This is a genomic window from Jatrophihabitans sp., from assembly GCA_036389035.1.
Lineage (GTDB): Bacteria > Actinomycetota > Actinomycetes > Mycobacteriales > Jatrophihabitantaceae > Jatrophihabitans_A.
Genome location: DASVQQ010000005.1, coordinates 97,530 through 120,373 on the forward strand (window position 1 = coordinate 97,530; position 22,844 = coordinate 120,373).

The following is a 22,844-nucleotide window of genomic DNA, read 5'->3' on the forward strand; positions in this document are numbered from 1 at the left end:
CGCCGGCGCTAGGGTCGGCGGTGACCCAGCCGGTGCCAGAGTGACCGAGAGGACACGTCGATGGAGCTGTCGCGGCTGGATGACGTCGGGGCCTTCGGTGAGCTGGCCGATGTCGAGGTCGACGAGCTGCGCGAGCTGCAGCTGCGCCGGCTGAGGTGGTCGCTGCGGCACGCCTATGACAACGTCGGCCACTACCGGGCGGCCTTCGACAGCGCCGGGGTCCACCCGGATGAGCTGACCTCGCTGGCCGACCTGGCGCACTTTCCCCTCACCAGCAAGGAGGACTTGCGCCAGAACTACCCGTTCGGCATGTTCGCGGTGCCCCGTGAGCGGGTGGTCCGGGTGCACGCCTCATCCGGGACCACCGGCAAGCCCACCGTCGTCGGCTACACCGCCGATGACATCCAGACCTGGGCGTCGGTGATGGCCCGCTCGATCTACGCCGCGGGCGGCCGGCCGGGTGACATCGTGCACGTGGCCTACGGCTACGGCCTGTTCACCGGCGGGCTGGGCGCGCACTACGGCGCGGAGAAGCTGGGCTGCACGGTGGTGCCGGTGTCCGGTGGCATGACGGCGCGGCAGGTGCAGCTGATCACCGACTTCGAGCCCCGGATCATCATGGTCACCCCGTCCTACTTCCTGGCGATCCTGGACGAGCTGGCCCGCCAGGGCATCGACGCCGCGCAGACGTCCCTGCGGATCGGCATCTTCGGCGCCGAGCCGTGGACCGAGGCGATGCGTGCCGAGATGCAGCAGCGGACCCGGCTGGCCGCGCTGGACATCTACGGCCTGAGCGAGGTGATGGGCCCGGGAATCGGCCAGGAAGCGGCCGGGCATCCGGGCAGCCTGCAGGTCTGGGAGGACCACTTCTACCCCGAGGTGATCGACCCGCGGACCGGCCAGGTGCTGGCAGAGGGCCAGCCCGGCGAGCTGGTGCTGACCTCGCTGACCAAGCAGGCGATGCCGGTGGTGCGCTACCGGACCCGGGACCTGACCAGGTTGCTGCCGGGCAGCGCCTACCCGGCCTTTCGCGGCATCGAGAAGATCACCGGGCGCACCGACGACATGATGATCATCCGCGGCGTCAACGTCTTTCCCACCCAGATCGAGGAGTTGCTGCTGTCGGTGCCCGAGCTGTCGCCGCACTTCGAGTGCGTCCTGAGCCGGCCCGACCGGCTGGACGAGCTGAGCGTGCGGGTCGAGTCCCGCGAGCCCGATGCCGACGCCGACGCCCTGGCCAGGACGCTGGGCACCCTGATCAAGGACCGGGTCGGAGTGAGCGTCACCGTCGAGGTGCTGGCCCCGGAGGCGATCGCGCGCTCGCAGGGCAAGGCAGCCAGGGTGCTTGACCAGCGCTGAGCCGATGAACTAAGTAAGAGGGCCGAGAATGAGATCGGGAGGTCAGGCGGACATGGATCGGATCCGGCTCGGGGAGCTCGAAGTCTCCCGTCAGGGCCTGGGCTGCATGGGCATGAGCGAGTGGTACGGGCCGGCGGACTGGGACAGCTCGATCGCCACCATTCGCCGCGCCCTCGAACTGGGGGTCAGCTTTCTCGACACCGCCGACGTATACGGCGCCGGGCACAACGAGGTGCTGGTCGGACGGGCGATCGCCGGCCGGCGCGAGCAGGTGCAGCTGGCCACGAAATTCGGCATCGACCGCTCCGGCGGTGATCAGGCCCGGGTGTTCCGCGGCGAGGCCGGCTACGTCAAGCGGGCCTGCGAGGCCTCGCTGCTGCGGCTCGGGGTGGACGTGATCGACCTGTACTACCTGCACCGCCCACCCGAGACCGCCGAGATCGAGGAGACGGTCGGCGCGATGGCCGAGCTGGTCGCCGAGGGAAAGGTGCGTTACCTGGGACTGTCGGAGGTGGACGAGCGGCTGCTGCGGCGGGCGCACGCGGTGCACCCGATCACGGCCGTGCAGAGCGAGTACTCGCTGTGGACCCGCGACGCCGAGGCGGTGACGCCGACCATGATGGAGCTCGGGATCGGGCTGGTGCCCTACTCACCGCTCGGACGGGGCTTCCTGACCGGCACCATCGATCCCGGCCGGCTGGACAGCGGCGACTTCCGCGGAGCCAATCCCCGGTTCCGGGGCGAGGCCGGCCAGGCGAACCTGGCGATCGTGGCGGCGGTCCGGGCGGTGGCACAGCGGCATGCGGTGTCGCCGGCCCAGATCGCGCTGGGCTGGGTGCACGCGCAGTCCGACCGGCTCGGGGTGCCGGTGGCGCCCATTCCCGGCACCAAGCGGGTGCGGTGGCTGGAGGAGAACGTCGCGGCGGTGGACGTCAAGCTCACCCAGCAGGATCTGGCCGAACTCGACCCGCTGGGCCTGCACGTCGTCGGCGCCCGCTACTAGCGCCGACCTGCACGTCGTCAGCGCCAGTTGCTGAGTTGCTCGCTGCTAAGGCGCGGTAGCGGGTTTCCCGTTGGATCGTTGGCCTCATAGCCGGGCGACGCGCCGGGCGCAGCCCTGCACAGCGGCCGACGATCGGGCACGGCGACCCGCGGCTGATCGCCGGTCCTGCGGGTCGCGGGCTTACGGTGGTTCTGCGACGCCTTGTGATCAGGCAGGAATGGCCACCCGTGCGCTGGCCGAGGCGAAGCCGAGCCAGGTGTGCCGGTTGCCGGCCCAGCACCAGCCGACCTTGGGGGCATTGCGGCGGGCCGTGCCGTCCCGGCCGGTGCCGTTGCTGATCCAGAGCGCGGGAGTACGGGCGTCCAGGCTGCCGTTGGGCTTGCGCAGCCGGGACCCGACGGTCATGAAGCAGCTGTTGCGCTCCAGGATGCCGGGTTGTTGCAGTAGCCAGTGCAGGCCCTCGACCAGCGTCAACGGACTGCGGCCGGCCGCGGCGATGGCGGGCAGCGCCTCGTCCGGGCTCCAGTTGCGCATGCCGTCGCCGCGGTCGAGTCCCCGCGCCAGGTAGGCCGCGCCGGCCGGCGGCGTCGCCACGTCGATGGCGGTGAAGTCATCGACGTCCTGCATGTCCGAGACGACGAAGCCGGGGCGTCCGTCCCAGCTCACCAACGGGGCCAGCGCCGAGGCCGGCACCCGTGCGGGATGGACCACCAGAAGGCTGCCTGCCGGTGCGCGGTCGAGCACGGACGCGCGCAGCTCGCCGGCGCTCAGGCCGGCAAGGTCGTGCACTCCCGCGGCGATCAGCCGCTCGACCTGCTCGGGCAGGGAAGGCAACGCGGCGGCGACAACAGGGGTGGCTACAGGCAAAGCGGCTCCTCAACTCGGTGGCGAGGCGGATCAACGCCTCGCAGGGGCAAGAAGTTCCCGCTAGGACAGGGGCGCCAGCTGGACGCCTGCCGCTTGGGCGCCGGTGCGCAGCCGCTTATCCCAGACGGCGAACAGTGTGCCGGTCGAATTCACTGTCAACAGGCTCGCCAAGTGCACCGCGTCGGGGCCTGCCAGTGAGTGCCGGGCAGCCAATGCGCCGGCAGCGGCCGCGATGGCCTCAGTCAACTCGACCGGCCGGGTTGCCGCCCAGAATTCCTCCCACAGGGATTCGGCTTGCAGCTGCTCACTCGGATCGAGTCGCTCAGCACGGCCGGCAGCGGCTAGCGCGGCGCGTACTTCTGGATAGGCCAGCCGACTGGAGACAGCCGTATCGCAGGCATTCCACAGCGCCGAAGCCAGCTTGCTGCCGGCTTCTTCGACGATCAGTTTCACAAAGGCACTGCTGTCGAAGTAGACGATCGCCACCGCTGTCAGCCGCGCTGCTCGCGGACCAACTCAGAGACTGAATCGGTTGCTCGCGCTCGGACGACGCTTTGCGCGTCCGGCCGGTCAGCACGCCGAGGCCTGCCCAGAACGCCCTCCTCGGTCAGCCGCTCGATCAGCGGCGCCGTGTCGATCGGCAGAAGTCGCGCCACCGGGATACCTCGTTCGGTGATGATCACCTCTTCGCCAGCTCGGACGTGCCCGATCCAGCCCGATAGCTCGGCCCTCAACCTGCTGATGGCAACGTCCATTCACAGAGTGTACAACTCTGCGGAACTGAGTTGTACACTCCGTGGATGAGCTCGGCTGACCAATCCGCTGGCAGCAGCCGGAACTAGGCAGAACCCTCCGCCGAGCCGGCGTTGGCAGCCGCGACGTCGGTGATCTTGTACTTCTCCAGCGCGTCGCGGGCCGCCTCGGGCTTGACCTCGCCCCGCTTGGCCAGCTGCGCCAGCACGTTCACCACGACCGACTCGGCGTCGATGTGGAAGAACCTGCGGGCCGCGCCCCGGGTGTCGGCGAAGCCGAAACCGTCAGCGCCGAGCGAGCTCCAGTCGCGTCCGGCGGCCTGCACCCACTGGGCGATCTGGTCGGGCACCGCGCGCATGTAGTCCGACACCGCCACCACCGGCCCGGAGGTCTCGGCCAGCTTGGTGTTGACGTAGGGCGTCAGCGGCTCGGCGTCCGGGTGCAGGAAGTTGTGCTCGTCGATCTCCAGGGCGTCCCGGCGCAGTTCGTTCCAGGACGTCACCGACCAGACGTCGACGTCGACGCCCCAGTCCTGTCCGAGCAGCTCCTGGGCCCGCAACGCCCACGGCACCGCGACCCCGGAGGCCAGCACCTGGGCCCGCGGCCGGCCCGACTCCCCGAGCGCGGCCGAGACCCGGTGCATGCCCCGCAGGATGCCCTCGACGTCCACGTCGGCCGGTTCGGCCGGCTGCGGGATCGGCTCGTTGTAGATGGTCAGGTAGAAGAAGACGTCCTCGCCGCCCGGGTGCTGCTCCGACGAGCCGTACATCCTGCGCAGCCCGGACTCGACGATGTGGGCGATCTCGTAGGCGTAGGCCGGGTCATAGGCCACCGCGGCCGGGTTGGTCGAGGCGATCAGCAGCGAGTGCCCGTCGGCGTGCTGCAGGCCCTCACCGGCCAGGGTGGTCCGCCCGGCGGTCGCGCCCAGGACGAAACCCCGGCCCAGCTGGTCGGCGAACTGCCAGAACTGGTCACCGGTCCGCTGGAAGCCGAACATCGAGTAGAAGATGTAGAACGGGATCATCGGCTGGCCGTGGGTGGCGTAGCTGGTGCCGGCCGCGATCAGCGACGCGGTGGAACCGGCCTCGCTGATGCCCTCGTGCAGGATCTGGCCCTGCCTGGACTCCTTGTAGGACAGCAGCATGTCGCGGTCGACCGCGTCGTACTCCTGGCCGTGCGGGGAGTAGATCTTGGCCGTCGGGAAGATCGCGTCCAGGCCGAAGGTGCGGGCCTCGTCCGGGATGATCGGCACGAAGCGCTTGCCGATCTCCTTGTCGCGCATCAGGTCCTTGAACAGCCGCACCATCACCTGGGTGGTGGCGACGCTCTGCTTGCCCGAGCCCTTCTTCAGCTCCGCGTACGCCGAGGCCTGCGAGTCGGGCAGCACCAGCGGCTTGGCCCGGGTGACCCGCTTGGGCAGCACGCCGCCGAGGGCCTCGCGGCGATCCTTCATGTACTGGATCTCGTCGGACTTCTCGCCCGGGTGGTAGTAGGGCGGCAGGTCGGCCTCGAGGGCCTCGTCGGTGATCTCCAGGTGCAGCCGGTCGCGGAATGCCTTGAGGTCGACCTTGTTGAGCTTCTTCATCTGGTGGGTGGCGTTGCGGCCCTCGAAGCTCTCCAGCGTCCAGCCCTTGATGGTGTGCGCCAGGATGACGGTCGGCTGGCCGACGTGCGCGCGGGCCGAGGCGAAGGCGGCGTAGACCTTGCGGTAGTCGTGACCGCCGCGGGAGAGCACCCGCAGCTGCTCGTCGGACAGGTCCTCGACCATCTTGCGCAGCCGCAGGTCATCGCCGAAGAAGTTCTCCCGGATGTAGGCCCCGGACTCGACGGTGTAGGTCTGGAACTGCCCGTCCGGCGTGGTGTTCATCTTGTTGACCAGCACGCCGTCGCGGTCGGCGGCCAGCAGCGGGTCCCAGTCCCGTCCCCAGATGACCTTGATGACGTTCCAGCCGGCGCCGCGGAAGTAGGACTCCAGCTCCTGGATGATCTTGCCGTTGCCGCGGACCGGCCCGTCCAGCCGCTGCAGGTTGCAGTTGATCACGAAGGTGAGGTTGTCCAGCTCCTCGCGGGAGGCCACTCCGATCGCGCCCAGGGACTCGACCTCGTCCATCTCGCCGTCGCCGAGGAAGGCCCAGACGTGGGAGTTGGCGGTGTCGGCGATGCCGCGGGCGGCCAGGTAGCGGTTGAACCGGGCCTGGTAGATCGCCCCGATCGGGCCCAGCCCCATCGACACGGTCGGGAACTCCCAGAAATCGGGCATCAGCCGGGGGTGCGGGTAGGAGGACAGGCCGTTGGGCGCCTTGGACTGCTCCTGCCGGAAGCCGTCGAGGTGCTGCTCGGTGAGCCGGCCCTCTAAAAAGGCCCGGGCGTAGATGCCGGGGGCGGCGTGGCCCTGGAAGTAGATCTGGTCGCCGGTGCCGCTGGCCAGGTCCTTGCCCCGGAAGAAGTGGTTGAAGCCGACCTCGTAGAGCGAGGCCGCCGAGGCGTAGGTGGCGATGTGCCCGCCGACGCCCAGGTGCTTGTTGGCCCGGCTGACCATGATGGCGGCGTTCCACCGGATGTAGGCCCGGATCCGGCGCTCGATGTGCTCATCGCCGGGGAACCAGGGCTCGCGCTCGGGCGGGATGGTGTTGATGTAGTCGGTGCTGCGCAGCGCGGGGACGCCGACCTGGCGTTCGCGGGCGCGTTCGAGCAGCTTCAGCAGCAGGAACCGGGCCCGCTGGCGGCCGTCATGGTCCACAGCGGCGTCAAACGATTCGATCCACTCACGAGTCTCACCGGGATCGATATCGGGGAGCTGGCTGGGCAGTCCGTCGGTGATGATGTTGTAGCGATCACGAGTCACCCCTCCAGTGTCCACCAACACGGGAGAAGATGTGACCTCTGATCTTTACCCATCGGGAGCCCCAGAGGCTTGCGTCGTCGCCGAAGTGTGGTTATCTACCTGGGCACGGTTACCAGCGGTGAGGATTTGCCTCCCGCTTTGGCACCTATGGAGGCTGGCAGTGAGCACCACCCCCGGCACCGGGGAAAACACGACTGCATTGGTTGACCGCCTGGGAATCGAACCAGGCATGGTTGTGCAGGAGTTGGGCTATGACGACGATGTCGACCAGGCTCTGCGCGAAGCGATAGAAGAGCGCCTCGACGACGACATGGTGGACGAGGACTCAGATGATGTAGTCGATGTGGTGCTCCTGTGGTTCCGGGAGGACGACGGCGACCTCGTCGACGCCCTGGTGGATGCCATCGCCCCGCTGGCCGACAACGGGGTGATCTGGTTGCTGACGCCCAAACGTGGCCGGGCCGGTTACGTCGAGCCCTCCGACATCTCCGAGGCGGCCCCGACGGCGGGGCTCTCGCAGACCTCGCTGCTGCCGCTGGGCGCCGGCTGGACCGGCGCCCGACTGGTCAGCAGGCGCGCCAAGGCCGGTGCTGAGCGCGGCAGGGGAGACCGACGGTGAGTTTTATGCCGGATGACTCCGTGATTCCGGGGTTGAGCCCGCTGCCGGTCGGAGTGGAGGCGCCGGACTTCACGCTGCGCGACCAGAACAACGAGGTCGTGACGCTGTCGTCGTTCCGGGGCTCCAAGGCCGTGCTGCTGGTGTTCTACCCGTGGGCCTTCACCAGCATCTGCACCGGCGAGCTGGGCCAGATCCGGGACCGGATCGACGAGTTCGCCAACGACGCGGTGCAGGTGCTGACTCTGAGCATCGACTCATCGTTCGTGCACAAGATCTTCTCCCAGCGTGACGAGCTGAACTACCCGCTGCTGGCCGACTTCTGGCCGCACGGCGCGGTCGCCCAGGCCTACGGGGTGTTCAACTCCGACGCCGGGGTCTCCAATCGGGGGACGTTCCTGATCGACCAGGACGGCGTCATCCGGTTCAGCGAGGCCAAGGAGATCGGCGTCGGACGGGATCCGCAGCGCTGGCTGGACGAGATCGCGGCGTTGACCACCGGGGTGGCCAGCTAGCTCTGGTGGCTGGCTGTTCGCTCGATCGTGTACTTGGTCGGTTCGGCGGGATCGTTGGCCTCCGCCCCCGGATCGTTGGCCTCCCAGCAGAGGGACACGCCGGTCGAGGCCCTGCTCAGCGGCCAACTATCGACCGCCGACTGTCCTAGGCGACTGGCGGGCCGCCGCATTGCGCTGTCGGCTGGCTAGGAGCGGCCGGCGAGCCGGTCGTCCAGCGAGGCCTTTCTGGCCTTGGCGGCTGCCCGGCCGGTGGGTGGTGGCTGCCCAGCGGGTTCCGCCACCTTGGCCGGCAGCGGCTCGGCGGCCCGGTCGCGTCGGCGCTCGGCCGCGGCCATCACGAACGGCGCGCACAGGGCCAGCAGGGCGAACAGGTACCACTGGATCACGTAGGCGGCGTGCTGCGGCTCCTCGGCGCCGCCGGCCGGGTTGGAGAGGTCCGGGCCCGGCAGCGTGGTCAGGCCGGCGGTGCCCGACTGGCCGGCCAGCAGCTCGGCGTAGCCGTTCCAGACGGGGGTGCCGATCCGGCCGGCCTGCTCGACGGGGTTGACGGACTCGACCTGCCGGCCAGGGAGCTGGCCGAGCCGGTCGGGCTTGGTGCCGGCGGGCTCGAGCCGGCCGGTGATGTTAACCGTTCCGGAAGGGCTGGCCGGGATGGGCGGCGTGGTCGTGGCCGCCCCGGTCTGCCGCACGAAGCCCCGGGCCACCAGCAGCACGCCGTCGCCGGTCCTGAGCGGGGTGATGACGATGACCCCGACGTCCCCGCCGACGCTCTGCTGGCGCAGCAGGGTCTGGTGCTCGCTGAGGTAGACGCCGGTGGCGGTGATCTGGCGGAACTTCTGGGCCGCGCCGTCCGAGACCGGAGCGCTGGCCCTGCCCAGCACCGCGGTGACGTCCAGCGGGCGGTCGCGGATGTCGGCTTCCAGCCGCTGGTTGGCCTCGCGTTTCTCCTGGAACCGCTCCGCCTGCCAGGTGCCGGCCAGGCCGCAGACGCCAGCGATCACCAGCACCAGGGCGAACAGCCCCAGGTAGCGCGGTTGCCGCAGGGTCGAAAGCACGCCACGACACTACGTCGAGAGCATGAGCGACGCCGGGGCCGGTTACCCTTGCACGGTTGTCGCCGGCCCGTGGCGGGCAGCGGGCCTTCCTCGGTTCGGTGCCAGTGGCGGCCGTCGAAGGGCGCTTAGCTCAGCGGGAGAGCACTCGGTTTACACCCGAGCGGTCGTTGGTTCGATCCCAACAGCGCCCACCAAAGGTGATCCGCTGGCGATCCCGCCTTCAGCCTGGTGGCCAGACAGGCTCGGCGCGTGACGCCGAGCCTGTCGGACCCGCAGAACCCCCAGTGGGTGGTGCTACCTAGTAGTAGCAGTGGGGAACACCCGATAGGTTCCCGTTGAGAAAGCTGGGGTTTGCCCAGCCAACCCCTCCGGTGGTCGTGTTGCGGAAGCTGATGCCCCCGCCGGTGTACTTATCAGGGTGGGTGGTCCAGCCGTTGCAGTAGGTTGGCTCGGCTGCGGCCGGGCTGGCGGATACCAGCATGCCTCCCAGAGTGAGTGCCAGCGCACCCATTGACGCGAGCAAGCGAGATCGGATGGAGGAGTCCCTCTCTGAAGCGGTTTATGGATGCGCTAATGTCGCTCTCTAACAGCAGCTTCGTCAATAATATTAGTTGTAGTCAGCTAATCTTTTACCTTTGCGGACAGTTCCGACCAGCTTGCCTCTAGCCGGCTCTGAGGACATCGGTCCGGTGATGCGGTCGAGCCCTTGCCCGGGTCGATCGTGGTGCCAGATCAGCTCGATCTGGTTCAGAAGGTATCGCGGCATCGGAGCCGGTCCGTCGAGGATCCATCCAGCGAAGAAGAGTTGAATGCTGGGGATCTGGCGTCGTAGTCGACGCCGACATAGCCCAGCTGTCTGCCGCTGTGGGTACGGTCACCGAGGTGCCAGGTGAGAACCGCAAACATAAGAAGTGACGAAACGCAAGCAGTCGAGATTAATTTCGTCAGGTTCTGCTCGCAGTCATCAGATTCAGATGCTTCGTAGTAGCTATTGGCGAGGGGGGTGAAGCGTTGTACGAATATAAAATCGGAGAAAATTAGGCCGATGTGCTTGACCAATTCAGGTCGGGAGGAGTAAGAATTTGCCATTCACCACCCTTGAAAGGGGTCTTTATGCGATCTCGACTGCTCTCGTCGATGGGTGCGGTAGCACTCACCCTAGGTGGCCTGCTGGTGTCTGCCAGCCCGGCCGCAGCCGATCCGGCCCACTGCTACGGCTGGAACAACCACCCCGACCTGCACAGCAGCGGGGGCTTCAGCTTCGGGAATGGGACGGCTATCCGACGGGGGCCGTACACCGATTGCGACGCCTTCGGCCGCGGTTACCCGAGTCAAGGCGTCGACGCCCACTGCTACGTCCGCAACAGCAATGGCGTCTTCTGGGTCTACCTGCGCAACATGGCCACCGGAGTGACCGGCTGGTCCCAGTACGACGCCCTCAATCCGGTCGGGACAGGCATCGCCAGCTGCAACTAGGCAACCACCATCGAGAGTGACCTGCGGGACTGCAACAGGCTCGGCGCTTCACGCGCCGGGCCTGTTCAGTAAGGGGAGGCGTTCCCTCAACGAGCCGCATCTTCTGCTTGACGGGCAGTCTGAGCCGTGATGTCCTGACTGTCCATATTAAGGAGTTAAAATGCAAGCATTGAAGATGATGGTGGCGCTGATCGCCTCGCTCGCGGGGCTCTTTGTCCTTTCGTCCCCGGCGGCGGCTGCCGACCCCTATCGGTTCGACCATCTCAATAGCGGCGACTACGTACTGTGGAACGCCGAGACGAATACGTTGGCCGCATGTGACAAATCCTCCGGCAACGGGACGGCGATGGCGATGTTGGAAGTGGTCGGCGGTACTACAAAACAGGTGATTGACGGCAATGGTGCTCAGCCGGGATGTGGTTCCGCCACATTTTATGTTGACGAGACGAAGTATGCCTACCTGTGGATCTGCACCAACCCCTCCATGTCGTCCTGCTATCGCAAGGGCACCCCAGTCCCGCTGTAGAGGCACAACTGTCGCTCAATCTTCAGGCTCCACTGTGGTCTGTTGGAGTGCTCGTTGTCGGCAGGATGACGCTCGGCGCTGCCACTACCCTCGGCGTTGGAACACGTCCGGGATGTCATCGCCGTCGAGGTCCAGGCTTTCTTCCTCGCAGATCTGGGCGGTAGACGCGGTTCCGTAAGCGCAACACCGCCGCGGCCAGCAAGTCGGCACCCGCGGGCAACGTCTCTACGGCATTGGCGCCGACGCGGGCGGGGGCATTGCTGGGTATCCGCACCCCAGTCCTGACACTAGGTCCGCGTGCGGCACCGAGCCCTGTTGAGACCTGCAGGTCACTTTCAGGTGGGTGGTGCTTGCCTATTCGCAAAGTTTGATGGCTACTCCCGGGGCATCGAGGTGCTCGAGCCGAACCCAGCCGGCCGTTCCGGTGGTGGTGTCGCGGACGAAGACCCAGGCGACGTTATAGCTGTTGATGACGGCGCAGTGGACGTCGATGCCGTGCCCCGAGCGACCCAGATTGAAGGCGTCGCATTCCTTGTACGGCCCCCGCCGAATGGGCGTCCCATCTTTGAAGCTGATGCCCCCTGCGGTGTAAAGGTCAGGGTGCGTGTCCCAGCCGTAGCAATGGGCCGCATCAGCCGCGGCCGGGCTGGCGCAACCGCGCCCACATTCGGTTCCAACTAACCTGCAGTGAGGGCCACCGGTAACGGTGGTCGCAGTAGGGTAAGAGCCGGTGCGCCGGGAAGCCTGGTCGGCAGTGGATTCGTAATGCCCTGCCCTGCCACATTCTTCCTAGTCTCGGAGCGTCATGTCTGACACTTTTCCCTTCGCGCGGCTGGTGCTGCTGGTGGGCGCGGTCGGCCTGCTGGCGTTGCTGTCCAACCGGTTGACCGAGCGGATCCGGATTCCGGCGCCGCTGTTGGTGCTGGTGACCGCCGCGGTAGCGGTGCAGGTGATTCCGGACCTGTACCGTCCATCCGAACTGCTGGTGGAGCGGCTGGTCACCTTGGCGCTGATCTGCATCCTGTTCGACGGTGGCCTGCACTTGGGCTGGTCGAGGTTTCGGACTGCCGCCGCTCCAATCGCCATAACTGGGGTGCTGGGCACGTTTCTGACCGCTGCGGCCGCTGCGGCGTTCATCCACTACGCCTTCGGGTTGAGTTGGTTCCTGTCGTTGCTGGTGGCGACGGCGATCTCGCCGACCGATCCCGCGGTGGTGTTCTCGGTGCTGGGCAGGCGTGAGGTGACCGGGCGCAGCGGCACGATCCTTGAGGGCGAGTCCGGGGCCAACGACCCGGTCGGCATCGCCCTGATGGCAAGCCTGATCACGGCCGGCGGGATCAGCGCGGGTGCGTTCGGTGAGATTGCCGGCGAGTTCGCCCTGCAGATGGGCATCGGCGCCGCGGTGGGCGTCGTGGGCGGCCGGGCGCTGCTGTGGTTCATGCGGGCGGTGCCGCTCCCCAGCGAAGGCTTGTATCCGTTGCGGACCGCCGCGTGTGCGCTGATCCTGTTCGGCGTGGCCACGCTTGCGCATGGTTCCGGCTTTCTGGCGGTGTTCGTGGCCGGCATCCTGATCGGCGATGAGCGGGCGCCGTACAAGCGTGAGATTGAGCGGTTCCACTCGGCGCTGGCCAGCCTGGGCGAGATCGTCGCCTTCGTCGTGCTTGGCTTGACCGTTGACCTGGCCGAGTTGACCCACGCCGACGTTTTGATCCCGGGGTTGGTCATCGGCGCGGTGCTGGCCGTGGTGATCCGGCCGGTATGCGTAGGGCTGTGCTTGATCCCGGCTGGGCTGGAGCGCAATGAGCGCGCCTTCGTGCTGTTCGCCGGGCTCAAGGGGGCGGTGCCGATCCTGCTCGGCAGTTTCATCCTGGCCGCGCAGGTGCCCGACGCGGAGCGGCTGTACGGCATCGTCGTGGTGGTGGTGCTGTTCTCGGTGCTGCTGCAGGGCAGTCTGGTGCCGACGGCCGCGCGGTTACTGCGGCTGCCGATGCGCGTCGTCGAGCCGGAGCCGTGGGCGATCGGGGTACGGCTGCGCGATGAGCCGGAGGGTGTGCACCGGTTCACCGTGACCACCGGCGCGCCCGCGCACGGACACCGGATCGATGAGCTGCGCGACCTGCCCGAGGACGCCTGGATCAGCTTCGTGGTGCGCGAAAACCAGCTGTTGCGGGTTCGGGGTGACAGCTTGCTGCAAGCCGGTGACGAGGTGCTGGTGCTGGCAGATCCGAGCCTGCGTGACAAGTTGGCCGCCACGTTCCACGGTTGAGCCGCTCCTGGCCGGCTATCAAGTCACGGGGTTGACTCAGGGTGTCCTTAGCCGATGATGGGTCGTTCCTTGGGAAGTTCGTAGAGCCTGGTGGTGTGCCGCAGGGCCAGGGCGGAGGCGAGGGTGACGGGTCCGACCCTGCCCAGGAACATCAGCAGTACCAGGATCAGTTGCCCGGCGACGGGCAGGTCGGGGGTGATGCCGGTGCTCAGGCCCACGGTTGCGAAGGCGGAGATGACCTCGAACAGCACCCGGTCGAGGCTGAACTCGGTCATGACCAGCAGCGCCACGGTCGAAGTCACCACGACCGCCACCGCGAGCAGGGCGACGGTCGCCGCTTGGCGGTGCGTCGAGCGCGGCAGCCGCTTGCCCAGGGCGCTGACCGCGCCGTCGCCGCGGATCTCGCTGTAGATGATGAAGTACAGCACCGCGAAAGTGGTCACCTTCAGCCCGCCTGCGGTGCCCGCCGGGCCGCCGCCGATGAACATCAGCACGTCCATGCCCAGCCAGGTCGCCGGATCAAGCTGGCCGATGTCAACGCTGTTGAAGCCGGCGGTGCGGGTGATCACCGCTTGGAAGAAGCCGGCCAGCAGCCGGCCGCCCGGGCTCAGCCTGCCCAAAGTCTGCTCGTTGTTCCATTCCATCACGGTGATGAAGGCAGTGCTGGTAACCAGCAGGACAGCCGTGGCGGCCAGCACAAGTCGGGTGTTGAGCGTCCACAAGCGCGGGTGGGTGAGTTCCCGGCGCAGCTGCAGCAGCACCGGAAAGCCCAGGCCACCGGCGATCACCGCGAAGGCGATCGGCAGGCAGACCCACGGGTCGGCGGCGAACTCCACCAGGTTGTCCTCGAACAGTGAAAAGCCAGCATTGTTGAACGCCGACACTGCGTGGAACACCCCGTGCCACAGCGCCTGGCCGGCCCGTTCGTGGTAGCCGAAGTAGAACCGCGCGCTCAGCGCGACCGTGGCCACCGCCTCGAGCAACAAGCTGGCCAGCACGACGCCGGTCACCACCCTACGGACGTCCCCGATGCCCATGCTGCGCGTCTCGGCCGCCGCCGTGATCCGGCTGCGCAGGCCCAGCCGCCGCGACACCAGCACCCCCAGCAGCGAGGCCAGCGTCATGACCCCGAAACCACCGACCTGGATCAGGGCAAGGATTACCACCTGCCCGAAGACACTCCAGTAGGTCGCGGTGTTGACCACCAGGTGCCCCGTCACACAGACCGCCGAGGTCGCCGTGAATAAGGCCTCCATCAAGCTGGCGTGACCCGGCCCCGGCGTCGCCACCGGCAGCGAGAGCAGCGCCGTGCCGACCGCCGTGGCAGCGGCGAAAGACAGCACGATGACCCGGGCCGGATTCTGAAGCACCTGCCCACGGGCCCGCCGCCCGGTACTGGCCGGCCCAGCCGGGCTCCGAACGCGCATCCGCCGATGCTAGTCCGGCGCTAACGGCCAGCGGTGACCCGGCGGATCTGGCACCATGCGAGCCGAGCTGCGCAAGTCTGGTAGCGCGCGATCACCAGCGGTGCCCCTTGATTGACTTGGGTCCGGTGTAGGCCACACTCGCTCAGATGGAGACCCTCTTGCCAGCGTCAATCCCGGTGTTGTGATGGCGGCGGCCGGGCAGGATCTGACGCTGTGGATGCGAGCCGAGTCCCGGCCCACCGAGCGGCGTGCGCCGCTGGTGCCTGCTGACGTGGCGAAGCTGATCGCCGAGGGCATCGAGGTGGTGGTGGAGCGCTCCGCCCAGCGGATGTTCGACGATGCCGACTACGCGGCTGCCGGCGCCCGACTGGCCGAGACCGACGGCTGGCCGGACGCGCCGGCCGACGCCGTGGTGCTCGGGCTCAAGGAACTACCCGCCGAGCCGTTCGCGTTGCGACACCGGCATGTCTTCTTCGGCCACGCCTACAAGGACCAGCCCGGCGCCCGGGTGCTGCTGAACCGGTTCGCGGCCGGCGGCGGAGCGCTGCTGGACCTGGAATACCTCACCGACGACAACGGCCGCCGGCTGGCAGCGTTCGGTTACTGGGCCGGCTATGTGGGCGCGGCCCTGGCGGTGCTGCAACACACCGGCGCGCTGCACGTGCCGTTGCAGCCGGGAACCAGGCAGCAGCTGGACGCCCAGCTGGCGATGGCCGCCGCCGGCTCGCCCGGACTGCAGGTCCTGGTGCTCGGCGCGCTCGGCCGCTCCGGCACCGGCGCCAGGGACGCCCTGGCAGCCACCGGAGTGGCGATCACCGGCTGGGACCTGGCCGAGACCCGGACGCTGGACCGGCCCGCGATGCTCGACCACGACATCGTCGTGAACACGGTGCTGACCACCGAGCCGGGCCGGCCTTACCTGACCGCGGCCGACCTGGCCGGCCAGCCGTACCGGCTGCGAGTGCTGACCGACGTCACCTGTGACGTGGGCTCGCCGTACAACCTGTTCCCGCTCTATCAGAACACCACGAGCTGGGAACAGCCGGTCTTACGGGTGCCGATGACCGAGCTGGACGTCATCGCGATCGACAACCTGCCGTCATTGCTGCCGCTGGAGGCGAGCATCACCTTCTCGGGCGACCTGCGAGGGCAGCTGTCCGGGCTGCGTGCCGACACCGCGCCCTGGCAGCGTTGCCTGAGCCTGTTCCGCAGCCACCGGGAGCTCTGAGTCGTCAGGCCAGGCTGTCGCGGATCTCGAACAGGATCGGGATCAGCGACAGCACCAGCGTCACCGCCATCACGACGTTGAAGATCCGGAACTGGGCCGGCTTGGAGATCACCCGGCGCAGCCCCACCCCCATCAGCAGCCAGGCCACCGTGCACGGCGTGCCGAACACCAGAAAGACCAGCGCGACCGCCAGCACCTGCCACCCGAACGAGCCGTCGGTCGAGGTGTAGATGACCAGCGCGCCGACAATCATCACCCACGCCTTGGGGTTGACGAACTGGAACAGCGCGGTCTTGGTGAAGGTCAGCGGCTTGGTGGCCTCGGCTTCGAGGTCATCGACCGGCGCGGTGGCGATCTGGTACGCCAGGTACAGCAGGTACGCCGCGCCGATCGGGCGCAGCACGTCCAGCGCCACCGGCCACCGCTCCAGAAAGCCGCCCAGGCCGAACCCGATCAGGATGACCATGATCGGAAAGCCGGTGTTGATCCCCACCACGCCGGGAATGCTGCGGCGGAACCCGAAGCTCACCCCCGACGCCATCACCAGGGTGTTGTTCGGCCCGGGCGTGCCGCAGGTCGCCAGCGTGAACACGATCAGCGAGAGGTAGTTCATCCCTCGCCCAACCTCCCGCTGAACCTCGACGGACTCGCACCCGCGCCGACCCGCCGGCCGATCACCTATAGTCCTCCAGCGTTCCGGTCCGGCGGACGTCGACGGTGACGCAGTGAAAGCCGCCGGACAGGGTGCGGGTGTGGCGCAGCCGGGCCGGCGCGACGTTGACGTCACGCTTCTCCAGCTCGCGGATCAGGTTCACCTGGATGTCGCTGACCACGGCCAGGTCCGGCCGGATCATCATGAAGTTCATGCCCTGCCAGATCGAGGCCCGCGGGTAGTCCCAGACGTAGCCGGGGTCGACCAGCTCCGGGCACCACAGGATCTCCCAGTCGGCGAAGATCTCGGGCACCTGGTCGGGCTTGACCCGCTCGGGGCTGATCACCACCAGGCCCGGGCGCACCAGGGTGATGGTGGTGTCCAGGTGGGTGCCCGGGTAGACGTCGCGCACCGCGTGCACCCGGTAGCGATCGCCCAGCACCCGCTGCAGCCAGCGCAGCCCGCGCTCGTTGCCGCTGCAGGAGACCAGGTACAGGATGTCCTCGCCGACCCGCAGCACGTTTGCCGCGTCGAACACCGGCTCGTGGTCGTTGAGCACCACCCCGTCGGCCGGCCTGATGTTGTAGGTGTCGTCCAGCAGTTGCGGCTTGGGCGCTGAGATCCAGTTGGCGCCGCTGTCGAAGTACTCGCGCAGCAGGTCGCGGTAGGCGAAGGTCTCGAAGTACCGGGCGCGGTTGGCCATCGGCGTCTCGATGATGGTGTCGCCGATCGGCAGCAGCACGTCGCGGGGGCAGTAGTTGTACTCGCCGTCGGCGGTCCAGTCCGGGGAGCTGAAGGGCTTGCTGTGGTCGGTGACGTCCGGGCGCCGGACGGTGACGCCCTCGGAGCGCAGCAGCGCCGCCAGCTCCTCCAGGTCCTCCCTGGTCTCTTCGATCACCCGGTCGTCGTACGGGCCGGTCGGGATGTCTTCGGGGCTGTCGACGTTGTCGCAGTAGTCCAGGGCGAACAGCCCGCGGTCCGGAGACGGCACCCGGGCGCCGTCCACCACTCCGACGATCATCTCCTCCAGCGGGTCCCACTCGTTGTGGACGTCGACCAGCGACATGTGTTTCCTTTCCGACCGGCTCGGGGGGCCGACGTTGTTCGACGGCCGAGCCGTTGACGGACGGCGTGACCGGGGTCAGGGGGTCAGTCAGCCGCGCGGCCGCGGCTGACGGACCCGGGTGATTATGCCTAGCTCGCCCCGCTTGCAGACACCCCGCCCCGGGGCATTGTGTGACGGATGGGGCTAGTGGTTGATCTGGAACCAGGGCTGGGCCCAGCCGCTGTAGGTCTGGCCCCACCTGTTCTTGATCTCGGCGATCGTGGTGCGGGTGAAGGTGCCGCTGCCGGAGATGTCGGTGGAGAGGAAGTAGCCGCCGCCGATCGAGATCATCACGTGCCCGTAACCCTGAGACCCTCCGGAGAAGAAGGCCAGCCCGCCGGCCGGGACGGTGTGGTCGCCGGCGTACTTGTACCTCGCGGGGATCGCCAGCCAGTGCGAGCGCGCGCTGGTCGAGCCGCTGTGCGACCAGCCGTAGGCCAGGCCCACCACGTGGTCGCAGCGCCCGGCGTAGTCGGCGTGGTAGCTGGTCGTCACATGGTTCTTGGCCCAGGTAACCGCGCCGGCGCAGGTCCGGGGGTTGCCCAGGCCGCTGCCCGAGCAACTCTGGCCGGAACTGCCGCCGCACAGCGGCGCCACCAGGGTGTCCGAGCCGGTGTAGACGTAGGCGTCGCTGACATAGCCGCCCTTGGCCGGAACGTGGTCCCAGACGTTGGACGTGCCGTAGGTGCCGGTGACCGTGTCGCCGTAGGTCTGGCAGTCGATGGTGATGCTGGCGCCGTCGGCCACCGAGCCCACGGCGGTGCTGCCGACGTGCGGGCCGGACCGGACGGTGAGCGAGGCGCCGGCGGTGTTGACGGTGCCGGTGGCCGAGGCCCAGGCGCTCGACATGGCGCCACCGAATCCGCTGAACAGCATGGCGGTGACGGCCAGTACCACCGTGAGCCGGCGCAGCGCACCTGGTGGCGTGCGGGGTTCAGTCATAAAGCTCCTTCGACGGGTGAGCGGAACGGAAGTTGCGCTGAACAGCGCGACGCCGCCGCAGGCCGGCGCAGGCTGCCCTAGACCTACAGCAAACCTCGCACAGCGCACAATGCCACCGAACAGAAGGGCGGACCGGACTGCCGACGGCGTCGGCTACCGTCTGACCCCGTGAGCGCCACGATCCTGGTCACCGACGCCAGTGCCGCCTACGGCTCGCGGTGGCTGTTCCGGGGCCTGGACATGGTCATCGCGCCGGGTGCGGTCATCGGGCTGGTGGGGCCGAACGGGGCCGGCAAGACCACCCTGCTGCGGATGCTGGCCGGCCTGGCGCAACCGGAGACCGGCTCGATCACCCGGGTGCCGGCCGAGGCCACGGTCGGCTACCTCGCCCAGGAGCCGGACCGGCGCGCCGGTGAGACGCTGGCGGCGTTCCTGCACCGGCGCACCGGGGTGGGCGAGGCCACCGAGGCGATGGAGCGGACCGCCGCCGCGCTGGCCGACGGGCCGCGGGCCGAAGCCGACTACACGGCCGCCTTCGACCGGTGGCTGGCGCTGGGCGGAGCGGATCTGGAGGATCGGATACCCGCCGTGCTGGCCCAGCTCGGCCTCGAGGTCGGCCCGCAGGCATTGATGACCTCGCTGTCCGGCGGCCAGGCCGCCCGCGCCGCGCTAGCCTCGCTGCTGCTGGCCCGCTTCGACGTCTTCGCCCTGGACGAGCCCACCAACGACCTGGACCTGGCCGGCCTGGAGCTGCTGGAGCGGTTCGTGAACTCCCAACGCGCCGGGCAGGTGATCGTCAGCCACGATAGGGAGTTCCTGGCCCGCACCGCGACCGAGATCGTTGAGCTCGACCTGGCGCAGCAGCAGATCGCCCACTACTCCGGCGGTTACCAGTCCTATCTCGACGAGCGGGCGATCGCCCGGCGCCGGGCCCGCGAAGCCTATGAGGAGAACGCCGAGCGGCGTCAGGATCTCACCGACCGGGCCCGGACGCAGCGCAACTGGCTGGAGACCGGCACCCGCAACGCCCGGCGCAAGGCCGGCAAGGACCCGGACAAGATCAGCCGCAAGTTCCAGCAGGAGAGCACCGAGAAGCAGGCCGCCAAGGCCCGCCAGACCGAGCGTCTGCTGCAGCGGCTGGAGGTGGTGGAGGAGCCGCGCAAGGAGTGGGAGCTGCGGCTGGAGATCGCCGCCGCGCCTCGCTCGGGCTCGGTGGTGGCCGTGCTGGACCAGGCCGTCGTCTCGCGCGGGAAGTTCCGGCTGGGGCCGGTGAGCCTGCAGGTCGACTGGGCCGACCGGATCGCGATCACCGGCGCCAACGGCAGCGGCAAGACCACGCTGCTGGCGGCCCTGCTCGGCCGGCTGCCGCTGACCGAAGGCCGCCAGCACCTCGGCGCGAGGGTCGTGGTGGGCGAGATCGATCAGGCTCGCGCCCTGCTCGGCCGGCACGAGACGCTGCCGCAGGCGTTCGGGCGGTTGCTGCCGGACTGGAACGACGCCGACGTCCGGACGCTGCTGGCCAAGTTCGGGCTGCGGGCCGCGCATGCCGACCGGCCCGCCGACACCCTGTCACCGGGGGAGCGGACCCGGGCGGCGCTGGCGCTGCTGCAGGGCCGCGGAGTGAACCTGCTGGTGCTGGACGAGCCCACCAACCACCTGGACCTGCCGGCCATCGAGCAGCTGGAGCAGGCGCTGGACAGCTATCCCGGCACGCTGCTGCTGGTCAGCCATGACCGCCGGCTGCTCGAAGCGGTCCGGGTGAGCCGGCGGATAGCGCTGGCCGACGGGGCGGTGACTCTCAGCTGAGTGATTCGCGACCTCTACGAGCTGGGGCCACATATAAAGGCTTCGTTAGGTAGCCTGGCAGAGTGCCTTTCGACCATCCTCTCAGCCGGCGTTCGATGCTGGGCGCGCTTGGCGGCCTCGGCCTGCTGGCCGCCTGCTCCCGGGCGGCCGACCCCAGCACTCCGGGATCCGGGACGTCCAGCGCGAGCCGCAGGGCCACCGGCCCGGTGACGGTGCGCTCCTGGGCTGCCGAGCGCGGCACGCCGTTCCACATCGCGCACCGCGGCGCCGGGGACATCTACCCGGAGCACAGCATGCCCAGCTACCGCGCGGCGGTCGAGATGGGCGCGCAGTGCCTGGAGGTCAGCGTCAACATGACCTCCGACGGCGTCCTGATCTGCCTGCACGACCTGAGCTATGACCGCACCACCACCGGAAAGGGACTGGTGGCCACGCAGCCGTCCTCGGTGCTGTCCAGAATCGGGATCCGGCAACCCCAGCTCGGACCGGCCTGGACGCGGTCACCGCTGACGGCGGTTCCCCGGCTCGAGACGGTGCTGACCGAGTTCGGCGGCAAGGTGGTGATCTGCCTGGAAGCCAAGGACGACCGGGCCTACCCGGCGATGATGGCGATGGTGGCCCGGCTGAACCTGCTCGACAGCGTGATCGTCAAGGCCTACCACTCCAGCGTCCGGATACCGGAGGCCAAGGCGGCCGGCCTGCCGGTCTTCGCCTACCTCAGCCCGGCGGACATGACCGTGGCCACCATCGACGCCGCGACCGCCCGGCTGGACCGCAACGACCTTCTGGTGCTGCCCTACGACAACGGCGACTACCTCACCTACTACCCGGACGAGCTCATCGCCGCGGCCAAGGCGCACGGCACGCCGCTGGTGGTCTACCCGATCCATCGGCGAGCCGACGCCGCCCACTACTTCAAGCTCGGGGTGAGCGGAGCGGTCACCTCCGACTACGGCTACACCAGCACCGACACCGCGGCCGCCACCTCCGACAACTGGGCCAGCAAGCGGATCTCCTCCGGTGAGAAGCCGAAGATGCCGGACAGCCGGTCGCTGGCCGGGTCCTGGACCGCGCTGAACGAGCTGACCCTGGGGACCGATGAGAAACGGCAGTTCATCACCCTGGGCCAGCTCTGTCCGATCGCCGCGGCGGCCTCGCAGTACCGGTTGACGTTCTCCGCGGCCTGGGACCGGCTGCCCGCCGACCCGTCGGCCGCGCTGTCGCTGGCCTTCTGCCACCTCGATGACCGCTACTACGAGGACGGCCTGAGCCTGAGCGAGGGCTACCACGCGACCATGTCGCCGGACGGCACCCTGCGGCTCTACCGGCACGGCCCGTCCGCGCCGGACGAGCTGCTCGGGCAGGCCCGGACGCCACCGGTGCAGGCCGGCCAGTGGGCCACCCTGCGGCTGATCGTCTCGCCCCAGGCGCTGATCTGGCGGCGCGCCGACCTGCCCGACTCCGAGCAGGTGCTCGTGCACGACGCGGCTGTGCGGGGCGGGTACCTGGCGATCGGCCGGTCCAGCGCCGACGTGCGAGCGGCGCTGGCGCTACGCGAGTTCTCGGTCAGCTAGGGCTTGTTCGGGATCGTGGCGCAACGCGTCAGAAGTGATTCGGATGCCGGGGTGGTTCAGCGGACCCCGCGCGGCCGGAACTGGATGCTGATCCGAGGGCCGACCGGTTTGCTGGTCTTGGGCACGGCATGCTCCCAGGTGCGCTGGCAACTGCCGCCCATCACGATCAGGTCGCCGTGACCGAGGTTGTGCCGCAGCACGCCGCTGTCGGAAGTGCCGCCGACGCTACCTGTCGAAGCGCTGCGGGCCGGAGCGCTACCAGGTCTGGGCCGCAGCAGCAGCTGACGGGGCGCGCCGACCGACAGGATCGCGACCATGGTGTCCTCGGTGCGGCTGCGCCCGATCCGGTCGCCGTGCCAGGCCACGCTGTCACGGCCGTCGCGGTACAGGCACAGGCCCGCAGTGCGGAACGGCTCGCCGAGTTCGTCGGCGTAGTGCGCGCTGAGCCGGTCACGCGCCTCCTCCAGCACCGGGTGCGGCAACGGCGCGCCCTCGTCGTAGAAGCTGAGCAGCCGGGGAACCGCCACGATGCGCTGGTACATCTCGCGCTCCTCGGCACGCCAGGGCACCGAGTCGAGCAGGCAGCCGAACAGCGCGTCGGCGCCGGCCAGCCAGCCGGGCCGGACGTCCAGCCAGGCGCCGGAGCCCAGCGGCCGCCTGGTCACGGCGTCGCCGAGCGGGCCGAGTGAGATGTCGTCGGCGAAGTCCAGGAGGGAGGCCTGCAGTGCTGCGGACATGCTCCCAGGCTACACCGCTAAATCAACAGTGTGTTCGATTGCGAGGCTCTTGAAGGAGCGATCGCGCATCGGTAGCGCGAACTCGTTCGGGT

General features: G+C 68.7%; 20 protein-coding genes and 1 tRNA gene. 11 read left to right on the forward strand and 10 right to left on the reverse strand.

Annotated features, from left to right (window positions below; translation table 11 throughout):
* Positions 1-60: 60 nt before the first annotated feature.
* Positions 61-1,359: a phenylacetate--CoA ligase PaaK gene (gene paaK / locus VF557_02160; GenBank protein ID HEX8078995.1), complete on the forward strand. Its 1,299-nt coding sequence runs from the start codon at positions 61-63 to the stop codon at positions 1,357-1,359.
* A 52-nt stretch (positions 1,360-1,411) separates the two neighbouring features.
* Positions 1,412-2,362 carry an aldo/keto reductase gene (locus VF557_02165; protein ID HEX8078996.1) on the forward strand — a complete coding sequence of 317 codons (951 nt, stop codon included), beginning with the start codon at positions 1,412-1,414 and terminating at the stop codon, positions 2,360-2,362.
* A gap of 207 nt (positions 2,363-2,569) precedes the next feature.
* Here VF557_02165 and VF557_02170 read toward each other — a convergent pair whose 3' ends face one another.
* From VF557_02170 to aceE, 4 genes are all read right to left on the reverse strand, one after another.
* Positions 2,570-3,229 (reverse strand): DUF5701 family protein, encoded by a 660-nt coding sequence (locus VF557_02170; protein ID HEX8078997.1) that lies wholly within the window; start codon positions 3,227-3,229, stop codon positions 2,570-2,572.
* Positions 3,230-3,289: 60 nt separating this feature from the next.
* On the reverse strand, positions 3,290-3,715 hold the full coding sequence (locus tag VF557_02175) for a type II toxin-antitoxin system VapC family toxin (protein ID HEX8078998.1): 426 nt from the start codon (positions 3,713-3,715) through the stop codon (positions 3,290-3,292).
* Positions 3,716-3,720: 5 nt separating this feature from the next.
* Positions 3,721-3,984: a type II toxin-antitoxin system prevent-host-death family antitoxin gene (locus VF557_02180; GenBank protein HEX8078999.1), complete on the reverse strand. Its 264-nt coding sequence runs from the start codon at positions 3,982-3,984 to the stop codon at positions 3,721-3,723.
* Between the two features lie 83 nt (positions 3,985-4,067).
* Positions 4,068-6,791: a pyruvate dehydrogenase (acetyl-transferring), homodimeric type gene (gene aceE, locus VF557_02185; protein HEX8079000.1), complete on the reverse strand. Its 2,724-nt coding sequence runs from the start codon at positions 6,789-6,791 to the stop codon at positions 4,068-4,070.
* Between the two features lie 196 nt (positions 6,792-6,987).
* Between aceE and VF557_02190 the strand changes: the two genes are divergently transcribed.
* Entirely contained in the window at positions 6,988-7,446 is a 459-nt protein-coding gene (locus VF557_02190; GenBank protein HEX8079001.1) for a DUF3052 domain-containing protein, read from the forward strand.
* A gap of 5 nt (positions 7,447-7,451) precedes the next feature.
* Positions 7,452-7,958, forward strand: a complete 507-nt coding sequence (locus VF557_02195) for a peroxiredoxin (protein HEX8079002.1) — start codon at positions 7,452-7,454, stop codon at positions 7,956-7,958.
* Between the two features lie 185 nt (positions 7,959-8,143).
* Here the strand turns inward: VF557_02195 and VF557_02200 are convergent, their stop codons facing one another.
* The gene (locus VF557_02200; protein HEX8079003.1) at positions 8,144-9,013 is read right to left on the reverse strand and encodes an SURF1 family protein; all 870 of its coding nucleotides are present in this window, start codon (positions 9,011-9,013) and stop codon (positions 8,144-8,146) included.
* 119 nt (positions 9,014-9,132) lie between these two features.
* On the opposite strand from VF557_02200, the gene VF557_02205 reads away from it, so the two are divergent.
* The 4 genes from VF557_02205 to VF557_02220 all read left to right on the forward strand — a co-directional run bounded on the left by VF557_02205 (position 9,133) and on the right by VF557_02220 (position 13,281).
* Positions 9,133-9,207, forward strand: a tRNA-Val gene (locus tag VF557_02205).
* 979 nt (positions 9,208-10,186) lie between these two features.
* The gene (locus VF557_02210) at positions 10,187-10,489 is read left to right on the forward strand and encodes a hypothetical protein (protein ID HEX8079004.1); all 303 of its coding nucleotides are present in this window, start codon (positions 10,187-10,189) and stop codon (positions 10,487-10,489) included.
* A 160-nt stretch (positions 10,490-10,649) separates the two neighbouring features.
* On the forward strand, positions 10,650-11,015 hold the full coding sequence (locus tag VF557_02215; GenBank protein HEX8079005.1) for a hypothetical protein: 366 nt from the start codon (positions 10,650-10,652) through the stop codon (positions 11,013-11,015).
* An 805-nt stretch (positions 11,016-11,820) separates the two neighbouring features.
* Positions 11,821-13,281, forward strand: coding sequence for a potassium/proton antiporter (locus VF557_02220; protein ID HEX8079006.1), 1,461 nt, complete (start codon positions 11,821-11,823; stop codon positions 13,279-13,281).
* A gap of 47 nt (positions 13,282-13,328) precedes the next feature.
* On the opposite strand, the gene VF557_02225 is transcribed toward VF557_02220, so the two are convergent.
* Positions 13,329-14,708 carry a potassium transporter TrkG gene (locus VF557_02225; protein ID HEX8079007.1) on the reverse strand — a complete coding sequence of 460 codons (1,380 nt, stop codon included), beginning with the start codon at positions 14,706-14,708 and terminating at the stop codon, positions 13,329-13,331.
* Between the two features lie 184 nt (positions 14,709-14,892).
* On the opposite strand from VF557_02225, the gene VF557_02230 reads away from it, so the two are divergent.
* Entirely contained in the window at positions 14,893-15,936 is a 1,044-nt protein-coding gene (locus VF557_02230) for a saccharopine dehydrogenase (protein ID HEX8079008.1), read from the forward strand.
* Between the two features lie 4 nt (positions 15,937-15,940).
* Here the strand turns inward: VF557_02230 and VF557_02235 are convergent, their stop codons facing one another.
* The 3 genes from VF557_02235 to VF557_02245 form a co-directional block, all read right to left on the reverse strand.
* Positions 15,941-16,549: a LysE family translocator gene (locus VF557_02235; protein ID HEX8079009.1), complete on the reverse strand. Its 609-nt coding sequence runs from the start codon at positions 16,547-16,549 to the stop codon at positions 15,941-15,943.
* A 61-nt stretch (positions 16,550-16,610) separates the two neighbouring features.
* On the reverse strand, positions 16,611-17,654 hold the full coding sequence (locus VF557_02240) for a hypothetical protein (GenBank protein HEX8079010.1): 1,044 nt from the start codon (positions 17,652-17,654) through the stop codon (positions 16,611-16,613).
* 183 nt (positions 17,655-17,837) lie between these two features.
* Entirely contained in the window at positions 17,838-18,635 is a 798-nt protein-coding gene (locus VF557_02245) for a hypothetical protein (GenBank protein ID HEX8079011.1), read from the reverse strand.
* Between the two features lie 168 nt (positions 18,636-18,803).
* Between VF557_02245 and VF557_02250 the strand changes: the two genes are divergently transcribed.
* A complete protein-coding gene (locus tag VF557_02250; protein ID HEX8079012.1) occupies positions 18,804-20,441 on the forward strand; it encodes an ABC-F family ATP-binding cassette domain-containing protein in 1,638 nt (545 codons plus the stop codon).
* A 62-nt stretch (positions 20,442-20,503) separates the two neighbouring features.
* Positions 20,504-22,015 (forward strand): glycerophosphodiester phosphodiesterase, encoded by a 1,512-nt coding sequence (locus VF557_02255; protein ID HEX8079013.1) that lies wholly within the window; start codon positions 20,504-20,506, stop codon positions 22,013-22,015.
* Between the two features lie 56 nt (positions 22,016-22,071).
* Here the strand turns inward: VF557_02255 and VF557_02260 are convergent, their stop codons facing one another.
* The gene (locus VF557_02260; protein ID HEX8079014.1) at positions 22,072-22,752 is read right to left on the reverse strand and encodes an alpha-ketoglutarate-dependent dioxygenase AlkB; all 681 of its coding nucleotides are present in this window, start codon (positions 22,750-22,752) and stop codon (positions 22,072-22,074) included.
* Positions 22,753-22,844 lie beyond the last annotated feature (92 nt).

Excerpts from the sequence above, each read along its gene's own strand:
- VF557_02215 (HEX8079005.1), top strand. The coding sequence starts at position 10,650 with ATGCAAGCATTGAAGATGATGGTGGCGCTGATCGCCTCGCTCGCGGGG.
- VF557_02240 (HEX8079010.1), bottom strand. The coding sequence starts at position 17,654 with ATGTCGCTGGTCGACGTCCACAACGAGTGGGACCCGCTGGAGGAGATG.
- VF557_02195 (HEX8079002.1), top strand. The coding sequence starts at position 7,452 with ATGCCGGATGACTCCGTGATTCCGGGGTTGAGCCCGCTGCCGGTCGGA.
- VF557_02165 (HEX8078996.1), top strand. The coding sequence starts at position 1,412 with ATGGATCGGATCCGGCTCGGGGAGCTCGAAGTCTCCCGTCAGGGCCTG.
- VF557_02245 (HEX8079011.1), bottom strand. The coding sequence starts at position 18,635 with ATGACTGAACCCCGCACGCCACCAGGTGCGCTGCGCCGGCTCACGGTG.
- VF557_02235 (HEX8079009.1), bottom strand. The coding sequence starts at position 16,549 with ATGAACTACCTCTCGCTGATCGTGTTCACGCTGGCGACCTGCGGCACG.
- VF557_02260 (HEX8079014.1), bottom strand. The coding sequence starts at position 22,752 with ATGTCCGCAGCACTGCAGGCCTCCCTCCTGGACTTCGCCGACGACATC.
- VF557_02180 (HEX8078999.1), bottom strand. The coding sequence starts at position 3,984 with ATGGACGTTGCCATCAGCAGGTTGAGGGCCGAGCTATCGGGCTGGATC.
- VF557_02230 (HEX8079008.1), top strand. The coding sequence starts at position 14,893 with ATGGCGGCGGCCGGGCAGGATCTGACGCTGTGGATGCGAGCCGAGTCC.
- VF557_02225 (HEX8079007.1), bottom strand. The coding sequence starts at position 14,708 with ATGCGCGTTCGGAGCCCGGCTGGGCCGGCCAGTACCGGGCGGCGGGCC.
- paaK (HEX8078995.1), top strand. The coding sequence starts at position 61 with ATGGAGCTGTCGCGGCTGGATGACGTCGGGGCCTTCGGTGAGCTGGCC.
- VF557_02220 (HEX8079006.1), top strand. The coding sequence starts at position 11,821 with ATGTCTGACACTTTTCCCTTCGCGCGGCTGGTGCTGCTGGTGGGCGCG.